The organism is Tenacibaculum sp. 1_MG-2023 (assembly GCF_030547425.1).
Taxonomy (GTDB): Bacteria; Bacteroidota; Bacteroidia; order Flavobacteriales; family Flavobacteriaceae; genus Polaribacter.
Map to the genome: position 1 here is coordinate 1 of NZ_JAUORH010000005.1, position 16,490 is coordinate 16,490.

General features: G+C 30.9%; 17 protein-coding genes. 12 read left to right on the forward strand and 5 right to left on the reverse strand.

Annotated elements, in window-relative coordinates; genetic code table 11:
• Positions 1–97: 97 nt before the first annotated feature.
• From Q4517_RS04900 to Q4517_RS04920, 5 genes are all read left to right on the forward strand, one after another.
• Positions 98–652, forward strand: coding sequence for a GNAT family N-acetyltransferase (locus tag Q4517_RS04900; RefSeq protein WP_303506881.1), 555 nt, complete (start codon positions 98–100; stop codon positions 650–652).
• Between the two features lie 593 nt (positions 653–1,245).
• Positions 1,246–2,262, forward strand: coding sequence for a TQO small subunit DoxD (locus tag Q4517_RS04905; RefSeq protein WP_303506883.1), 1,017 nt, complete (start codon positions 1,246–1,248; stop codon positions 2,260–2,262).
• Between the two features lie 198 nt (positions 2,263–2,460).
• Positions 2,461–2,904 (forward strand): DUF6892 domain-containing protein, encoded by a 444-nt coding sequence (locus Q4517_RS04910; RefSeq protein ID WP_303506885.1) that lies wholly within the window; start codon positions 2,461–2,463, stop codon positions 2,902–2,904.
• A 29-nt stretch (positions 2,905–2,933) separates the two neighbouring features.
• Positions 2,934–4,196, forward strand: coding sequence for a hypothetical protein (locus tag Q4517_RS04915; RefSeq protein ID WP_303506887.1), 1,263 nt, complete (start codon positions 2,934–2,936; stop codon positions 4,194–4,196).
• Positions 4,197–4,275: 79 nt separating this feature from the next.
• The gene (locus Q4517_RS04920; protein ID WP_303506889.1) at positions 4,276–4,548 is read left to right on the forward strand and encodes a M23 family metallopeptidase; all 273 of its coding nucleotides are present in this window, start codon (positions 4,276–4,278) and stop codon (positions 4,546–4,548) included.
• A 165-nt stretch (positions 4,549–4,713) separates the two neighbouring features.
• Here Q4517_RS04920 and Q4517_RS04925 read toward each other — a convergent pair whose 3' ends face one another.
• Positions 4,714–4,938 carry a hypothetical protein gene (locus tag Q4517_RS04925; RefSeq protein WP_303506891.1) on the reverse strand — a complete coding sequence of 75 codons (225 nt, stop codon included), beginning with the start codon at positions 4,936–4,938 and terminating at the stop codon, positions 4,714–4,716.
• Positions 4,925–6,313, reverse strand: coding sequence for an MATE family efflux transporter (locus Q4517_RS04930; RefSeq protein ID WP_303506893.1), 1,389 nt, complete (start codon positions 6,311–6,313; stop codon positions 4,925–4,927). Before Q4517_RS04930 ends, Q4517_RS04925 begins: the two co-directional genes overlap by 14 nt.
• 114 nt (positions 6,314–6,427) lie before the next feature.
• Here Q4517_RS04930 and tpx point away from each other — a divergent pair, with 114 nt between their 5' ends.
• From tpx to Q4517_RS04965, 7 genes are all read left to right on the forward strand, one after another.
• A complete protein-coding gene (gene tpx, locus Q4517_RS04935) occupies positions 6,428–6,925 on the forward strand; it encodes a thiol peroxidase (protein ID WP_303506895.1) in 498 nt (165 codons plus the stop codon).
• A gap of 6 nt (positions 6,926–6,931) precedes the next feature.
• Positions 6,932–7,312, forward strand: a complete 381-nt coding sequence (locus tag Q4517_RS04940; protein ID WP_303506897.1) for a diacylglycerol kinase family protein — start codon at positions 6,932–6,934, stop codon at positions 7,310–7,312.
• Between the two features lie 27 nt (positions 7,313–7,339).
• Positions 7,340–9,805: a DNA translocase FtsK gene (locus tag Q4517_RS04945; RefSeq protein WP_303506900.1), complete on the forward strand. Its 2,466-nt coding sequence runs from the start codon at positions 7,340–7,342 to the stop codon at positions 9,803–9,805.
• Between the two features lie 39 nt (positions 9,806–9,844).
• Complete coding sequence (locus Q4517_RS04950) at positions 9,845–10,498, forward strand: outer membrane lipoprotein carrier protein LolA (RefSeq protein ID WP_115900876.1); 654 nt, start codon at positions 9,845–9,847, stop codon at positions 10,496–10,498.
• 93 nt (positions 10,499–10,591) lie between these two features.
• Complete coding sequence (locus tag Q4517_RS04955; RefSeq protein ID WP_303506910.1) at positions 10,592–12,394, forward strand: LptF/LptG family permease; 1,803 nt, start codon at positions 10,592–10,594, stop codon at positions 12,392–12,394.
• Complete coding sequence (gene ribB / locus Q4517_RS04960) at positions 12,372–13,514, forward strand: 3,4-dihydroxy-2-butanone-4-phosphate synthase (protein ID WP_115900878.1); 1,143 nt, start codon at positions 12,372–12,374, stop codon at positions 13,512–13,514. The genes Q4517_RS04955 and ribB overlap by 23 nt, the downstream gene beginning before the upstream one ends.
• 423 nt (positions 13,515–13,937) lie before the next feature.
• A complete protein-coding gene (locus Q4517_RS04965; RefSeq protein WP_303506913.1) occupies positions 13,938–14,213 on the forward strand; it encodes a hypothetical protein in 276 nt (91 codons plus the stop codon).
• Between the two features lie 42 nt (positions 14,214–14,255).
• On the opposite strand, the gene tnpA is transcribed toward Q4517_RS04965, so the two are convergent.
• The 3 genes from tnpA to Q4517_RS04980 all read right to left on the reverse strand — a co-directional run bounded on the left by tnpA (position 14,256) and on the right by Q4517_RS04980 (position 16,267).
• Complete coding sequence (gene tnpA, locus Q4517_RS04970) at positions 14,256–14,702, reverse strand: IS200/IS605 family transposase (protein WP_303506915.1); 447 nt, start codon at positions 14,700–14,702, stop codon at positions 14,256–14,258.
• A 121-nt stretch (positions 14,703–14,823) separates the two neighbouring features.
• Positions 14,824–15,747, reverse strand: a complete 924-nt coding sequence (locus Q4517_RS04975; RefSeq protein WP_303506919.1) for a GyrI-like domain-containing protein — start codon at positions 15,745–15,747, stop codon at positions 14,824–14,826.
• Positions 15,734–16,267 carry an alpha/beta hydrolase gene (locus Q4517_RS04980; protein ID WP_303506920.1) on the reverse strand — a complete coding sequence of 178 codons (534 nt, stop codon included), beginning with the start codon at positions 16,265–16,267 and terminating at the stop codon, positions 15,734–15,736. Before Q4517_RS04980 ends, Q4517_RS04975 begins: the two co-directional genes overlap by 14 nt.
• Positions 16,268–16,490 lie beyond the last annotated feature (223 nt).

The window sequence follows — 16,490 nt, forward strand, 5'->3', positions numbered from 1 at the left end:
TCTATTATTAGAATGATTAATAATGAGCCTATGACCTGGAAACAAATAAAACAGAACGTAACTTAATAACTCAATAAAATTAATTAAAAAATTCACTATGATTATAAGAAAAGCCACTACTAAAGACGCTAAAGAAATTGCTACCTGTATGATGCTAGCAATGGAAGAGATTGTTTATAAATTTATTGGAGAAAATTCTACAAAAAAAGCTCTTCACTTTTTAGAATCATTAATTATTCAAAAAAACAACCAATACTCTTATGAAAACTGTTGGATCATAGAAGATAATAATAAAGTTATTGCTGCAACAAACATATATAACGGTGCAGATTTGGAAAAGCTTAGAGCACCAGTTGCCTCAGTAATAAAAACTATGTTTAATCAAACATTAGTGTATGAAAAAGAAACACAACCTGGAGAATACTATATTGATTGTATTGGCGTAAACCCTAGTTTCCAAGGTAAGGGTGTCGGTTCTAAAATACTTCAATTTTTAATTGATGAATATGTTCATAAAAAGAATGAAACATTAGGTCTTTTAGTTGACAAAGACAATCCTAATGCTAAAAAACTATACCTAAAACTAGGCTTTAAAGTTGTTGGTAAAAAGACTTTAGTTGATAAAGAAATGGAGCATTTACAAATACAGTAACTTTATTAAGAAAACTATAACACACAACACTCCGTTTATTTTATAAGTTTACAATGTGAGAAAACACAACAAAATATCAAAAACCTCTTCCCTTTTTCCTATAGTAGGGCTAGTATTTTTATTACTATTCTCTCCCTGTAAGGTTAGAAACTTTATACAAGCAGAACTTAATGTTCCACTTACAGAGGTTTCTAGCAAAAGTCAGACCACCACGAGTAACCTTAGTTGCTATAGTAGTAAAATTGTAGATGAGTCGCTAATACAAGTATCATCATCAGTTAAAGTGCTCCAACTGTTTTTTGTAAGAACTTTCAACTTTTCTGTTCAGTTTATTGAAAACATACCTAACGAGACAGTATCCAATTACAAAAAAAAGAAGTTTCTTACACCTTCAGTTCCTCTTTATATCTTATTTAAAAACTTTAAGGTTTACCTCTAATCCTACTTTCTACTTAATAGTTTTACTTTAATAAAAAGTAGAACTTAACAATCACAAGTAAAACAATAACAACCTACATAAACAATACTTATGTAGCTCAATGGCCATGCTTTAAGTTTAAAATAGCTGGCCTCACTTAACTTAAATAAAAACAATGATTAACAACAATATAAAAAATGATTCTGGACTTTTAGTTCTTGCTATACGATTGGTTATTGGCTGGACATATTTTTCTGCCTTTTGGAGAAGAACAATTTTAGCTAATAAACTTGATCCTGAAGTAGCAGGATACATTGGAGAAAAATTCAATCATTTCCTCCCAAACGCTTTAGGCATTAAACCTCTTATTCAATATTTAGTAGAAAATCCTGACATCCTATGGTTAAACATGGTAATATTTACCATTATTGAAGGAATTGTAGGCCTATTCATCATATTTGGTTTATTTACCAGAATAATGAGTATAGGTGTATTTGGGTTAGCAATGGGAATTCTCCTTGGTTCTGGTTGGATAGGTACAACATGTCTTGACGAATGGCAAATTGGTGTACTTGGAATTGCAACAGGTTATGTACTTTTTTTAACAGGTAGCGGTAAATATTCAATAGACAACTACTTTATAAAAAACAATTTTTCCTTTACTAAAAAGAAATGGTTTGCATGGTTAGGATCAGGAGTTATACCAATTAAGAACCATATTTTTCCAAAATTTGTTTTAATAGGATCCTTGGCTATTTTAGGAATGACCTTATTCACTAACCAAGTATTTCATGGCGGAGTTTGGGGAACACTTCATAACAAATCAGTAAAACCTAAATTAGAAATAACAGCAGGTAAAATTAGTAACGATATACTTTCTTTTGACCTTTTTAGAACAGAGGGTGTTGATGTTTACGGTTCTTGGGTTATCTCTGTTGAATTATCAAACCAACAAAATAATACCGTTATTCAGTATTCTCAAAAAGACTTAGCTTCTTTAACTAATGAAAACATCTCAAATTATTATGTTGCTAAAATAAAACCGGGTAAACATAGCTTGGTTGTTCCTTTAGGTGCTAAAGCTAAAATGATTTTCAAAAATCAAGTTTTTTCAAATCTTTCTAACGGAACATATACATTAAAAATAACTGATATTAGTGGTGCTTTTTGGACACATCAAATAACTAAATAGACCTAAAAACGCAATAGTGATAGAAATACGCTATTGCGTTTCTTTCATAAACTTTAATCATCATTCACAAGCTAATCTTATATTTTTTTTAACAAATTTCGTGTCGATTGCCTTTGTTTTTATAAATAATTTCACCCAAAAAAGCTATTAAGTGTTTTCTACACTTAGCCTCTTACTAATTAAAATACAAAATAGACTATGAGTAATCAATTAAACTTTAAAGAATTAAACTTTAAACTAGTTGTAATTAATGAATTAATGTATGTTCAAGAAGTATTAGAGCCTAAATTAGACGTTTATGAGTTTATAGAAAAACAGCGAAACTTATCTAGCTCAGAAGCTTATGATGTTATTGAAGAAGAAGGTTATGAAATTATTCCTGAAGTATTAGAACATTTTAAAAACTTAAAAATTACTTCAGAAATGGTTACAAAAATTAAAGAATTACACATGGATGGTGGTGACGAAATCTATGGTCAAATTATCCCTTTTTGGGACGGTGAAGATGATGTATTTAGTGTAAACTCTGCTGTTGATGCTGAACTACTTCCTAACTTAAAAAACATTTCTCTTCTTTACAGCGAAAATGATTCACTTTTAGAAGAATTTCAAGAAAAAGGAATTGAGGCTGATTGGCTATAAGAAAGTAAAAACATGTTTAAAAGTATATAATGAAAACTATAAAAAAAACCGATACAGAAATACAACAAGAATGGTATAATATAGGCGAAACTTATGCCTCTGAGGTAAATAAAATGGTTACTTTTGGTGAAGAACATGGCTGGGACAACTGGAAAGGTAATGAACCCGAAGATAACCGTGATCATTTAGCGGATACCATAATACAAAAATTAAGAGAAGCTAATAAAAGCGAACAAGTTGAAAAGTTTAGAGAACAATACCCACCAGCTCATACTCCACTAATAAAATATTTTAAAGAAAAAGGACAAAGTATTGAACAGTTATGCTTTATTGAAAATGAAAAAATCGTTTTTGTAACAGGTAGCGCCTATCAAAAAAGACAAGCCTATCTTCTAGATAACAAAATACTTATTAAGTTAGATGATACCATTGATGCCATAGGAAAATCTCATCAAAATAACATTTTTGCCATTAAAACTCCAAAAACATTAATTACACGTAAAGAATGGGATGGAGAAATTATTGAAACATTTGAGTTAGGTGATATAAATGAATTAGGTATTTCAAATATAACGCCCTTCAACAACGGAAAAAAAGTACTTATTACTACTTCAGAAGGAATATTTTTAGTATCTAAAAACAAGACACACATGATACATCCTTTGCCCGATTTAGAAGATGAAGAATGGGAACCATACATAGACATGGAGAACGCTGCTTTATCTAATGACAATAAATATATTGTAGTAGGTGATCAATCTTTTGATCATCGAGTATTAGATAACGAAGGAAATCAAATTGGAGAAATTGGCCCGCAATCTTCTTATCCTCATTTTTGTCTATTTTCTAAAGATGACAAACAGCTTATTACAAACTCTTGTCATTTTTATAACGGAATTACCATCGGGGTTGATGCTAAAAACTTAAACGGATTAGAAGTTGAATCTTATGTAGATGAAGCAGATAATTTTAAGGTTATTGATGATGAAATGAGAGTGTATGTTGGTACAGCTACTAAAGACTATTACATTTTAGGTGATGCTTACGGGTACATTAAAGCTTTTGATAAAAATGGGAACTGTATTTGGCGACATTATCTTGGCTCTACCATTAGCGGTATTACAATTTCTGACAACAATCAAACTTTATGGGTAAGCACCTATGCTGGAATTCTTCATAAATTAAAGTTAGGTAAAGGACACAGAGATACACATACCATTGGTAATGGAAATCATTATGAAGATTTCAGGTTAATTCTTTGGAAAGATGAAGAAAAAGAGCTTTGGTGGTAAGAACAATTAAAATAAAAAAAGAACACTTATTATTTTAGTAATTCTATTAACAGGTTTTTTAATTCCTCAAAACTTAAAAATGCCTGTTAATGGGGCTACCAAATCCGATTACAACCCAAAATCATTTTGGTATTATCCTTGGGGTAAATCAGTTACTCACAAAGGAGTAGATATTTTTGCTAAGAAAGATACTAAAATCACCTCTTCTACTATTGAAGTAGTTTTATTTTCTGGAAAAACAAGTATGGGCGGAAATACAGTACTAGTTTTAGGTCCAAAATGGAGGCTACACTACTACGCACATTTAGAAAACGTAAAAACATCTTCTTTAACTTTTGTAAACAAAAGTTAAGTAATTGGAACTATAGGAACTAGTGGGAATGCCACTGGCAAAGCTCCACATTTACACTACTCTATATTTACTATAATACCTTATGTATGGAAGATTGATTCAGAAAGACAAGGATGGAAAAAAATGTTTTATCTAAACCCTATTGAATTTTTAGAAGGCTAATTTTTAATCTAACCCTTCCATTTCTGCATCATAAAACAATCCTGCAGCTTCAATTAACCCTTCTAATTCATTAGCTAGATCTTGTTCATTTTCGTTTGATAAATCTTCAAACCATTCAATTTCATCATCTTTTAAATTGATTAAAAAACGAGGATATTCAGTATGTAATACAAAAATATCTTCTGGATGTTCACTATTATCTGCTAATAAAAATTTAGGTAAGTTCATGGTGTTTTGTTTTAATAAGTTTGATAGTTAATTTGTTAAATCGTATAAATAATAAGATTGACGCTGTAGTTAATCCTGCTAGTAATCCTAACCAAATACCAAAGCTACCATACATATCTTTTGCTCCAAAGAAAAAGCTAATAGGAAAACCAACTATCCAATACGATATAAAAGTTATTAACGTAGGTATTTTAACATCTTGTAAACCACGTAAAGCACCTAACATTACAACTTGTATACTATCACTAATTTGAAAAATTGCGGCAGCAATTAATAAGTTTGCTGCTATACCCATTACTTCCATATTATCTGCATAATTTTCAGCATCGCTTAAATCAACATATAAATTTGGTAATGATTTATGAAAAACAAAGAAGAAAATAGCAAACACAACCGCTAATATTGTTCCTAAGAAAAAGATTGAAAATGCTATTCTTCGTAACTCTTTATAATTTTGTAATCCTTTTTGATTTCCCACTCTAATCATAGAAGCAACACTTAATCCAGTTGCTACCATAAATGTCATAGAAGATAAATTCAAGGCTATTTGATTTGCTGCTTGAGGGTTTTTACCTAACAATCCACTTAACCAAATTGCTGCCGTAAAAATAGCTACTTCAAAAAACATCTGCATAGCACTTGGTGTACCTAAACTTAATATTTTTCGAATCATCAAAGTATCTAAAACAAAAAACTTAATATTGGTTACCAAGCGTTTTGAACGCTCTTTCTTGCTTAACAACCACCATAAATATACAACCATTACAACCCTTGACAGTAAAGTTCCGTATGCTGCTCCTACTATTCCTAATTCTGGAAAACCAAACTTTCCATAAATAAGTAAATAGTTTAATATTACATTTAATACATTAGCTATCAACGTTGCATACATAGGATAACGCGTCATAGACATTCCGTCACTAAACTGTTTAAATGCCTGAAAAATAATCATCGGAATTAATGAAAAGGCAACCAAATCTAAATACGGAATTGCCAACTCAACCACTTCTATAGGTTGTTTCATTAAATACATTAATGGTTTAGAAAAGAAAACCACCAAAAACAATATAATTCCCATCATTGTACATAAGAAAAGCCCATGTTTAAATGCAGATTTTGCTTGTGTAAAATTATTAGAAGAATCAGCCTCAGCAACTAAAGGTGTAATTGCAGTAGAAAAACCAATACCTAACGACATGGCTATAAACATAAAACTATTTCCTAATGAAACTGCTGCTAACTCAGCAGTTCCTAGCTGTCCTACCATTATATTATCTATAAAACTCACAAATGTATGCCCTAACATACCTAACATTACTGGGGCTGCAAGTTTTAGGTTGTATTTAAACTCTGAAGTATATTTTTTTAAATTCAATTTTTACCTTTTTTCAATCTGCGAAGATAACTTTTTTAAAAGTCTCGAAAGTTTAATTTATTTGTTTTATAATTAATTTAACTACCTTTGAATTTTATTAAAAACTCATACAAAATGGCTTCAATAACACTAAAAGGTAATACAATAGAAACAATAGGAAACCTACCTAAAACAGGAACCAAAGCAATTGATTTTTCGTTAGTTGCTACTGATTTATCAGTTAAAAACTTAGGTGATTTCAGTGGTTCTCAATTAATTTTAAATATTTTTCCAAGTGTAGATACAGGTACTTGTGCTACTTCTGTTAGAGAGTTTAACAAAAAAGCTGCTGATTTAAAAAACACTAAAGTTTTATGTATTTCAAGAGACCTTCCTTTTGCTCAAGGTCGTTTTTGTGGGGCTGAAGGTATTGAGAATGTAGTTATGTTGTCTGACTTTGCTGCAGGAAGATTTGGTAAGGATTATGGTTTAGAAGTTATTTCAGGTCCTTTAGCTGGTTTGCACTCTCGTTGCATCGTTATTATTGACGAAAATGGAGAAGTAATATATACAGAACAGGTAAGTGAAACTGTAGATGAGCCTAATTACGAAGCTGCATTAAAAGTACTTTAAAAACATATGAAGAATCCGAATGACGGCTTTTTAAAAGGACGCATACGTAGTATTAAATTTGCCTTAAAAGGAATGTGGTTATTAATAACCACTGAAGACAGTATAAAAGCACAACTTTTCTTTGGTTTAATAGCTACTTTATTTGGTTTTTATTTTAAAATCTCCTCTACTGAATGGATGATTCAAACTTTAATTATCGGATTAGTTTTAGTAGCAGAAGCTTTAAATACTGCTATTGAAAAAGTAGCCGATTTCATACATCCTGATTATCATAAAAAAATAGGTTTCATTAAAGATATTGCTGCAGGTGCTCCTGCATTTGCAGCTATGATATCATTAATTATTGCTGGGATAATTTACCTTCCTAAAATAATAGCTATATTGTAGCGTTCAATTTATTTCTAACAAAAATACATGGCAAAAAAGAAGACAACTGTTCGAAAGAAACAGCCTCAAAAATCTATTATTAAAAGGATTAAATCCTTTTTTTCAAACAGACAAAACCAAACTATCTTAGGTTTTTTTCTGATATTGTTTTCTATATTTTTAACTGTTGCTTTTGTTTCTTTTTTCTTCTCATGGCAAGAAGACCAAAGCACACTCAATCAATTTGCTAACAGAACTATCCCTACTAAAAACTTATTAGGAAAAATAGGTGCTAAACTAAGCAACTTTCTTGTATACAAAGGTTTCGGGCTAGGTGCCTTTATTATACCTCTAACATTATTTTTAACAGGGGCTAGAATCTTACTACAAACCAACCTAAAAAGAATTATAATTTCCTGGAACTGGGGTATCTTAATTATGCTTTGGTTTGCTACTGCTCTTGGCTTTGTTGAAAAAAAGCATGCCCTGTTGTCAGGAGTTATAGGTTTTGAGTTAAATGAATATTTACAAACTTTCTTAGGCAAAACAGGATTAGCTATTCTTCTCATTTTCTTTTTGGTTGCCTATCTAATTATCCGTTTTAGTATTACTCCAGAAGCAATTAGTGAAAAAGTAAAAGTTCATAAAGAAAATAAAACAACCACTGCAGAAAACTCTACAAAAGTAAACCGAGATGATTCAACTATTTTAAATGACACTGATGTAAACAATACCGAAAGTCCAAAAAATGAAGAGTCTAGAAAAGATAAATCAGACTTTGAATTATCATTAGAAAACTTACAACCAACTATTTCTAACTACTCTGGTGTTGACGAAACTTCAGACTATGAGAAAAAACAAGAAATTTCTCTAGACATTACTCAAACTGGTGAACCATCATCAAAAATATCAGAAGAAAGTAAAAAAGAAGTAGAAGTTGCTATTGAAAAAATTGCAGAAGAAAAAAGTGTTTCTGAAAACTTATCCGATCAATTAGTAAAAGATTTTGGTGAATTTGATCCTAAGTTAGAATTAGGAAACTTTAAATTCCCTTCTTTCAATTTACTAAAAGAATATAATGAAAGTATTTCTGTAGACCCTACTGAACTTGAAGCAAAGAAAAATCAAATTGTAGAGACCTTAAAAAACTATAAAATTGGTATTGCTCAAATTAAGGCTACAGTTGGTCCAACCATTACTTTATATGAAATTGTACCTGAAGCTGGAGTTCGTATTTCAAAAATTAAAAATTTAGAAGACGATATTGCTTTATCGCTTTCAGCTTTAGGAATACGTATTATTGCTCCAATTCCAGGTAAAGGAACCATTGGTATTGAGGTCCCTAATAAAAAAGCAACTATCGTGTCTATGCATTCGGTAATTGCTTCAAAAAAGTTTCAAGAGTCACCTATGCAACTTCCTATTGCTTTAGGTAAAACCATTTCAAACGAAACTTTTGTTATCGATTTAGCTAAAATGCCTCACTTATTAATGGCTGGTGCTACAGGACAAGGTAAATCGGTAGGATTAAATGCTATTCTAACATCACTTTTATACAAGAAGCATCCTGCTGAAGTAAAGTTTGTATTGGTTGATCCTAAAAAGGTAGAATTAACATTATTCAACAAAATAGAACGTCATTATTTAGCCAAATTACCAGACGATTCTGAAGCTATTATTACCGATACTACTAAGGTAGTAAACACCTTAAATTCATTGTGTATTGAAATGGATAACCGTTACGACTTACTTAAAAATGCCATGGTTCGTAACATTAAAGAATACAATGTTAAGTTTAAGGCTCGTAAACTAAACCCTGAAAACGGACACCGTTTTTTACCATACATCGTATTGGTAATTGACGAGTTTGCTGATTTAATTATGACCGCGGGTAAAGAAGTAGAAACTCCTATTGCACGTTTGGCTCAATTAGCACGTGCTATCGGTATCCATTTAATTGTAGCAACACAACGTCCTTCAGTAAATGTAATTACAGGTATTATTAAAGCTAACTTCCCTTCTAGAATTGCATTTAGAGTAACTTCAAAAATTGACTCTAGAACTATTTTAGATGCTCCAGGAGCAGACCAATTAATTGGTAGAGGTGATTTGTTATATTCTGGAGGAAATGATGTTATACGTATTCAGTGTGCTTTTGTAGACACTCCTGAAGTAGAAAAAATTACTGATTTTATTGGCTCTCAACGTGCCTACCCTGAAGCATATTTATTACCAGAATATGTTGGTGAAGAAGGTGGCACAAATCTTGATGTTGATATTGCAGACAGGGATAAACTGTTTAAAGATGCAGCTGAAGTTATTGTTACTGCGCAACAAGGTTCGGCATCGTTATTGCAACGTAAATTAAAGCTAGGATACAATCGTGCTGGAAGATTGATAGATCAATTAGAAGCTGCAGGTATTGTAGGTCCTTTTGAAGGCAGTAAAGCACGACAAGTACTTGTACCAGATTTAATTGCTTTAGAGCAATTATTAGAGAGTGAAAAAAATTAATAATTATAAACTATTCCGAAAGTGGAAACAAGAAAGACGATGAAAAAAATAGGATTATTATTTATTGGATTATGTATTAGCATTAGTGCTATGGGGCAAACAAATTCTTCTGAAGCAAAAAAAATGCTTGATGAAGTTTCAGACAAAATGGGCACCTATAGAAATATGGTTATCGGTTTTAACTCATCTTTAATAAATAGAGAAGCAGGCATTACCAACGACCCTCCTATTAGAGGAGTAATTACCTTATCTGGTGAAAAGTACAACTTAGATTATCTTGGGAACACCTTTATTTTTGATGGAAAAAAATTAGTTGTTATCAACCAAGATGAAAAAGAAGTAAGTATTAACAACGGTAACTTAGATGAAGAAGACGGTTTTATTTACCCTTCTAAACTATTAACTTTTTACAAAGAAGGATATAATTACCAAATGGGAGCTTTAAAGAACAGTAACGGACGTAAAGTTCAATATATAGAGCTTACTCCTATTGATAGTAACTCTGATATTGTAAAAGTTCAATTAGGTATCGATGCTAAAACAAAGCATATTTATAAATTAACCCAAATAGGCTCTAACGGAGCTGAAACTACCTTTACAATTACTAAGTTTAAAAGTAATCAACCTATATCTGCTCAGCTTTTTTCTTTTGATAGAACTAAGTACGCTAAACAAGGATACTATATCGACTAAAAAATTATATAGAAGTTTTGTTACTGGTTTACTTAAAAAATCATTAACAAAACTTTTGTGTTTATATACCACTAACCTACTACCTTTGCTTCTGTGAAAACATTAGACAGATATATATTAAAAAGTTTTATAGTTCCCTTTTTAGCAACCTTCTTTATCATTTTATTTGTACTAGTAATGCAAGTACTGTGGTTGGCTTTTGATAATTTTGCTGGTAAAGGTATTAGTGCTGGAATTATTTTAAAATTTTTGTGGTACACTACACTTCTTGTAGCCCCTCAAGCCTTACCTATTGGTGTTTTATTATCTTCTATTATGACGCTGGGTAGTTTATCTGAAAATTATGAATTTGCCGCAGCCAAGTCTGCTGGTGTATCTCTACAACGTATGGTTCGTCCTATCGTTTTTTTAGCTATTTTTTTAAGTGGTATTAACTTTTTGTTTCTTAATTACGTGTATCCATATGCAATGCTTAAGCAATTAAACATGAAGGTAAACATTAAAAAGAAACAACCAGCTATTGCTTTAGTTGCCGGAAGCTTTAACACTGAAATCCCTAATTTTCAAATAAAATTTAAAGAGAAATACGGCGAAGAAGACAACCTTTTAAAAGAGGTAATGATTTACGATCTATCTTCTAAAAAAGGAAACAATAAAATTATTACAGCAAAAAGAGGTGAAATTATTTCAGAAGAAGGTAGTCGTTATATGACATTAGTTTTAAAAGATGGTTATTATTTTGAGCATCATTTAAAAAACGGAGCTTCTTTTAAAGAGCGTGAAAAGATGCCTGCCTCATACGCAGACTTTGAAAAATACACCATTAATATTGATATTTCTTCGTTTAGTAACGATGACCTAGAAGACGAAAAGTATAAAACAAACTACAATATGTTAAGTTTGGCTCAGTTAAAAGATACTTTGCCAACCTTGAAGCAAAACTACGATGCCTTTGTTAATAGTAGAGCAAAAAACTTATTTTTAAGTATTGATGTAGAAGACTTACATCAGTATCCTGATTCATTAAAAAACAAAGACCTTTCCTTAGATATTCTTGAAAACTTTGAGTTAAAAGAAAAACTAAATATTCTCTCAACAGCTACTTCTAAATTAGAACGTACAATAAATAACAACAAGTCTAACAAAGACACCTTAAAAAACAAACGAAAGTATTTAAACTTATATGATATTGAGTTTTACAATCGGGTAGCTTTTTCACTTTCTTGTTTATTACTCTTCTTTATTGGTGCTCCTTTGGGTTCTATTATTAGAAAAGGAGGAATGGGATTACCTATGATTTTGGCAATAGCCATTTATGTACTATACTTTTTCTCCAATACTTTTGGAAGGAATTTAGCAGAAGAAAGTTCACTTACAGCCATTACTGGTTCTTGGCTAAGTGTATTTTTAATGCTACCTTTGGCTATTACTTTAACTGTTAGAGCGACCAAAGACAAAGGACTATTTGATATTAATAGTTTTTTACCTACTATAAAATCTAAACTAAAAAAAGATAATATTATTAATCTAAAATTAATAGACACTTATTTTATAGAATACAAAGTAAATGCTAAAAAAGCTCTTATTCTTTACTTGCTGTTTCTCTTAATTTATTTTACTGAAAGCTATTTTGATAATAACTTTGTTTTAACAGGTTCTTTAATTATTATTAGATACTTTGTCGTTATTTTATCGCTTATTTATATTATTAAATCCATTGCTCATTATGACAATATTTATAAAGCTTTAAATAAAAAAAGAGATATTCTACATGTAGTTCTTTTATTTTTAGGCATACCTTTTTATTTTATCATATATTTTTATACTCTGAAAGATTTAAGAGAAAAAATAAATCTTTCTAAAAAAATAAACAATGACAACACAAACTCCAACTAATATTCAATTAAATACAATTGAAGAAGCTATAGAAGACATTAAAAACGGTAAAGTTATTATCGTAGTTGATGATGAAGATCGTGAAAATGAAGGTGATTTTTTAGCTGCTGCTGAAAAGATTACTCCAGAAATGATCAATTTTATGGCAACCCATGGTCGTGGATTAATTTGTACTCCATTAACCGAAACTCGTTGTAAAGAATTAGAACTAAATATGATGGTAAGTAACAATACTGACCCTATGGAAACTGCTTTTACCGTATCGGTAGATTTACGTGGAAACGGGGTTACTACGGGTATTTCTGCATCTGATAGAGCTAAAACTGTACAAGCCTTAATGAATCCAGATACCAAACCTTTTGATTTAGCTAGACCAGGGCATATTTTTCCTTTAAAAGCCAAAAACGGTGGTGTATTACGTAGAACTGGTCATACTGAAGCAGCTATTGACTTTGCTCGTTTAGCTGGTTTAGAGCCTGCTGGAGTTATCGTTGAAATTATGAATGAAGACGGTACCATGGCTCGCTTACCTCAACTAATGAAAGTTGCTAAAAAATTCGATTTAAAAATTGTTTCTATTGAAGATTTAGTAGCCTACCGAATGGAACACGATTCTTTAATAGAAAAGAAAGAAGACTTTAATATTCAAACTCGATTTGGTGATTTCCGCTTACGTGCTTACCAACAAACTACCAACAATCAAGTACATATTGCTTTAACTAAAGGTACTTGGAGTAAAAACGAACCTATTTTAACTCGTGTAAACTCTACTTTAGTAAACAACGATATTTTAGGAACCTTAACTAATAATGCCGACAAAAAACTAGACCAAATGTTTAAGGTTATTAATGAAGAAGGTAGAGGCGCTATTTTATTCATTAATCAACAAATGCAAGCTTTAAATTTATTGAATAGACTTCGTATGCTAAAAGAAAACCAAGCTAAAGGAGAAATGAAAGCTCCTAATGTGGTGATGGACAACAAAGATTTTGGTATTGGTGCACAAATTTTACACGATTTACACATTCATAAATTACGCTTAGTTTCTAACACCAAACAAACCAAACGTGTGGGTATGATTGGTTACGGACTAGAAATTGTTGATTATGTAAACTACTAATCAAAACAATATATAAAACAAAAATCTCGAGTTAATTAACTCGGGATTTTTGTTTTATACAACTATCAGTTATTACAGTCTTTTTTTTCAACCTTACTAATTAACTAACATTTTTCTACAACAAATAGTTTGTTTAAAACACTTCTATTAGGCAATGAATGTTACTCCCCTTACCCAAGGAGTATCGTTCCCCTTACTATGGGAGTGCCACTCCCCTTATACAGGAAAAGACATCCCAATTAGGCTTGGGGTATCACTCCGATAATAATTAAACATGTTTTGCATTTATTTTTATATTTGACACCGTGAAAATTGCTATAGACTTCTTCCTTTATATTATAACAAGGTGCAATAGTAATTTTTGTCTTATTTATGTGTTAATACATAATGAATGAAAAGAAAAATTTAATCAAAAATAAAAGTATGATAGAAATATTAGCATTAGTTTTTTTAGGTAAGAAAATAGCTGAATTAGCAGAAGAAAAAGGAGAAAGTCCTAAAAAATGGAGAGGTATAATGATTGGTTCTTGGTTTGGAGCTGAAATCTTAGGTTTTGTAATATTTGCCTTTACTGTGGGTATAAATGATAATACTATTTTCCCTGCTGCAATGGTAGGACTGGCTTGTGGTTTAGTTAGTTATTTTGTTGTTAGAAATATGTTGTCTGCAAAACCTAATACTATAAAAGAATTATCTTAGGTGATAAAACAATGAACTACCTCGACCCAAGGGTACGAGGTATCAAAACAATTTAAGCTGTGACTTGTGTATCTTTTGATACTCTTGTCCTTTTCCTTGACCTTGAACGTACTTCTTTATAACCTCTTCATTCGCATATTGACCAACAGTATTGATGTAATAACCACTTGTCCAAAATTTACCGCCCCATAAAAATCGCTTTACTTCTGGATGTAATCTGGAAATCTCACGCCCTGTTATGCTTTTTATGGTATTAACTATCTTTTGAGGTGATAACATCGGTACACTTTGAATCAAAAAATGTACGTGATCTTCATCACAACCTATCTCCAAAAAATGAGCCTCGTAACGATGTGATATTTCTAAACAAACTTCTCGTAAGGTCTCAGAGACTTCTTCGCTCAAAACTTTTCTTCTATATCTAATTGGACAAACCAAATGATACAACAGCAAACTCTTATTATGGCTTTTATGAATATGCTCACTCATAAATCCAAAATTACATATCTTTACGCTACACCCGACGCAAGCATCGGGGAATTCTATTGATTAAACCTTTGATACCATAAAACAAAAATAGTGCTATGCACTATTTTTGTTTTATGGTATTTTACTCTACAGGTATACAAATGTCTACGATACATTTACCTTCTGGATGCTCATTAGGATTGTTATAAAAAATCTCGTACGGATCTTGATCTGCTTTTTTGAAACCATGTTCACTCATCCACACAAAACTACTTTCCCATGCTTGTTGAAATTCTGACGGAGTAATTTCTAAACGAGAAACCACACATTTTGCTTCTGGTATTTCTTTTATACTTACTTCTCCTTCAGTTTTTACCTCTGAATTTAAAGTTAAACAAATACTCATTCTTATTTTGTCTTCATCAGTAATTTTAGGACTGTCGTGATATACCGTTAACATTCTTAAATTTTCCTGCTGCATTAACCCTTTAGGGTAAGCCCACTTCATTAGTTTATGGTAAGCATTTTCTACTGCATCCATTTTTCCTTGATGTGTTAAGTAGGCTACTTTTAAGGTTGGCATTTTTTTTACTTCAGTTTTAGCTTTCATTTGCATCCATTTTAAGTTTGTATCTATGTTACAAATATATTGTTCAAACTGTGTTTCTATTTTTCCATTCTTGCTTTCTGTTTTACAAATCTTGCTATATTTAGATGGACTTTCTTTTTTAAATTCAGCAGGACTCATTCCGTAAAATTTTTTAAATGCTCTTGAAAACGATGACAAACTTGTAAAACCAACTATTTCAGACACTTCTGTAATCGTTTTGCTTTTTTTATTTAGTAAAAACGAAGCCGATTTTTCTACTCTCTTTCTGGTTATAAAATCATTAACGGTTTCTTTAGTTACTGCCTTAAAAAGTCTGTGAAAATGATATGGAGAGAAGTAAGCTCTTTCTGCTATTTCTTCTAGAATAAGTTTCTTTTCTAAGTTTTCTTCTATAAAATCGATAGCCTTGCTTATGCGAATTGCTGTTTTATTAGGTATTTTTTTAGATGATTTCATAACTACTTTTTATTTGTAAACATAACTTTGTAGCAAATTCTTCTTCCTTATACACCTCATGAGCTTTCTGTGGAATTATACTATAATCAACCTCCATTCTTTCAAACCAATTATTATTTGGTTTATAAGTATCTTTTTCACCATAATAAAGCACTATTTTTCCTTTGTTTTTTTCTATTTCATAACGTAATCTTGTAGCTGAAACAGTATAAAGACTTTCAACATCTAAACCTTTTAAACAGGCTTTCCAAACTATAGTTCCTCCTATGCTAAAAGCTAAAACAGTAAGTCGTTCTTTTTCTAACTCTATTAAGTTTTTAACTGCCTTCTCTATTCCTCCGTTTACAAAAAAATGGTGTCGCTCTTCTTCTGACAAATTCTTTTCTGGCATTTCAGATAGTTCACAGCTACTATAAAATGTAACCTCAAAGTCTTCTGACAGTTTATCAACATACATCGAAACCCAACGAGTATCAGTCGTTCCCCAAAGGTCTGATAAAATTATTAATCGATTTTTCATGTACTTCTACCTTTTTTTTGCAAAATAAAAAACACAAAACCTCCTATAAAATATAAAATAGCATCAAATATGTCTGCTGTATACCTTTCCATATATTTCGGTATTATAAACTCAAAAAAAACCGAATATAATGCGCATATATAAATTATTGCTCCTAATGGTATTTGATAATGTTTATTATTCTTACTCCATCTTAAAATATAAAGGCATGTAGTTAATATTA

Bases quoted from the DNA above. Each gene is read 5' to 3' on its own strand.
- Q4517_RS04900 (WP_303506881.1), top strand. From the start codon at position 98: ATGATTATAAGAAAAGCCACTACTAAAGACGCTAAAGAAATTGCTACC.
- Q4517_RS04905 (WP_303506883.1), top strand. From the start codon at position 1,246: ATGATTAACAACAATATAAAAAATGATTCTGGACTTTTAGTTCTTGCT.
- Q4517_RS04910 (WP_303506885.1), top strand. From the start codon at position 2,461: ATGAGTAATCAATTAAACTTTAAAGAATTAAACTTTAAACTAGTTGTA.
- Q4517_RS04915 (WP_303506887.1), top strand. From the start codon at position 2,934: ATGAAAACTATAAAAAAAACCGATACAGAAATACAACAAGAATGGTAT.
- Q4517_RS04920 (WP_303506889.1), top strand. From the start codon at position 4,276: ATGCCTGTTAATGGGGCTACCAAATCCGATTACAACCCAAAATCATTT.
- Q4517_RS04925 (WP_303506891.1), bottom strand. From the start codon at position 4,938: ATGAACTTACCTAAATTTTTATTAGCAGATAATAGTGAACATCCAGAA.
- tpx (WP_303506895.1), top strand. From the start codon at position 6,428: ATGGCTTCAATAACACTAAAAGGTAATACAATAGAAACAATAGGAAAC.
- Q4517_RS04940 (WP_303506897.1), top strand. From the start codon at position 6,932: ATGAAGAATCCGAATGACGGCTTTTTAAAAGGACGCATACGTAGTATT.
- Q4517_RS04945 (WP_303506900.1), top strand. From the start codon at position 7,340: ATGGCAAAAAAGAAGACAACTGTTCGAAAGAAACAGCCTCAAAAATCT.
- Q4517_RS04950 (WP_115900876.1), top strand. From the start codon at position 9,845: ATGAAAAAAATAGGATTATTATTTATTGGATTATGTATTAGCATTAGT.
- ribB (WP_115900878.1), top strand. From the start codon at position 12,372: ATGACAACACAAACTCCAACTAATATTCAATTAAATACAATTGAAGAA.
- Q4517_RS04965 (WP_303506913.1), top strand. From the start codon at position 13,938: ATGATAGAAATATTAGCATTAGTTTTTTTAGGTAAGAAAATAGCTGAA.
- tnpA (WP_303506915.1), bottom strand. From the start codon at position 14,702: ATGAGTGAGCATATTCATAAAAGCCATAATAAGAGTTTGCTGTTGTAT.
- Q4517_RS04975 (WP_303506919.1), bottom strand. From the start codon at position 15,747: ATGAAATCATCTAAAAAAATACCTAATAAAACAGCAATTCGCATAAGC.
- Q4517_RS04980 (WP_303506920.1), bottom strand. From the start codon at position 16,267: ATGAAAAATCGATTAATAATTTTATCAGACCTTTGGGGAACGACTGAT.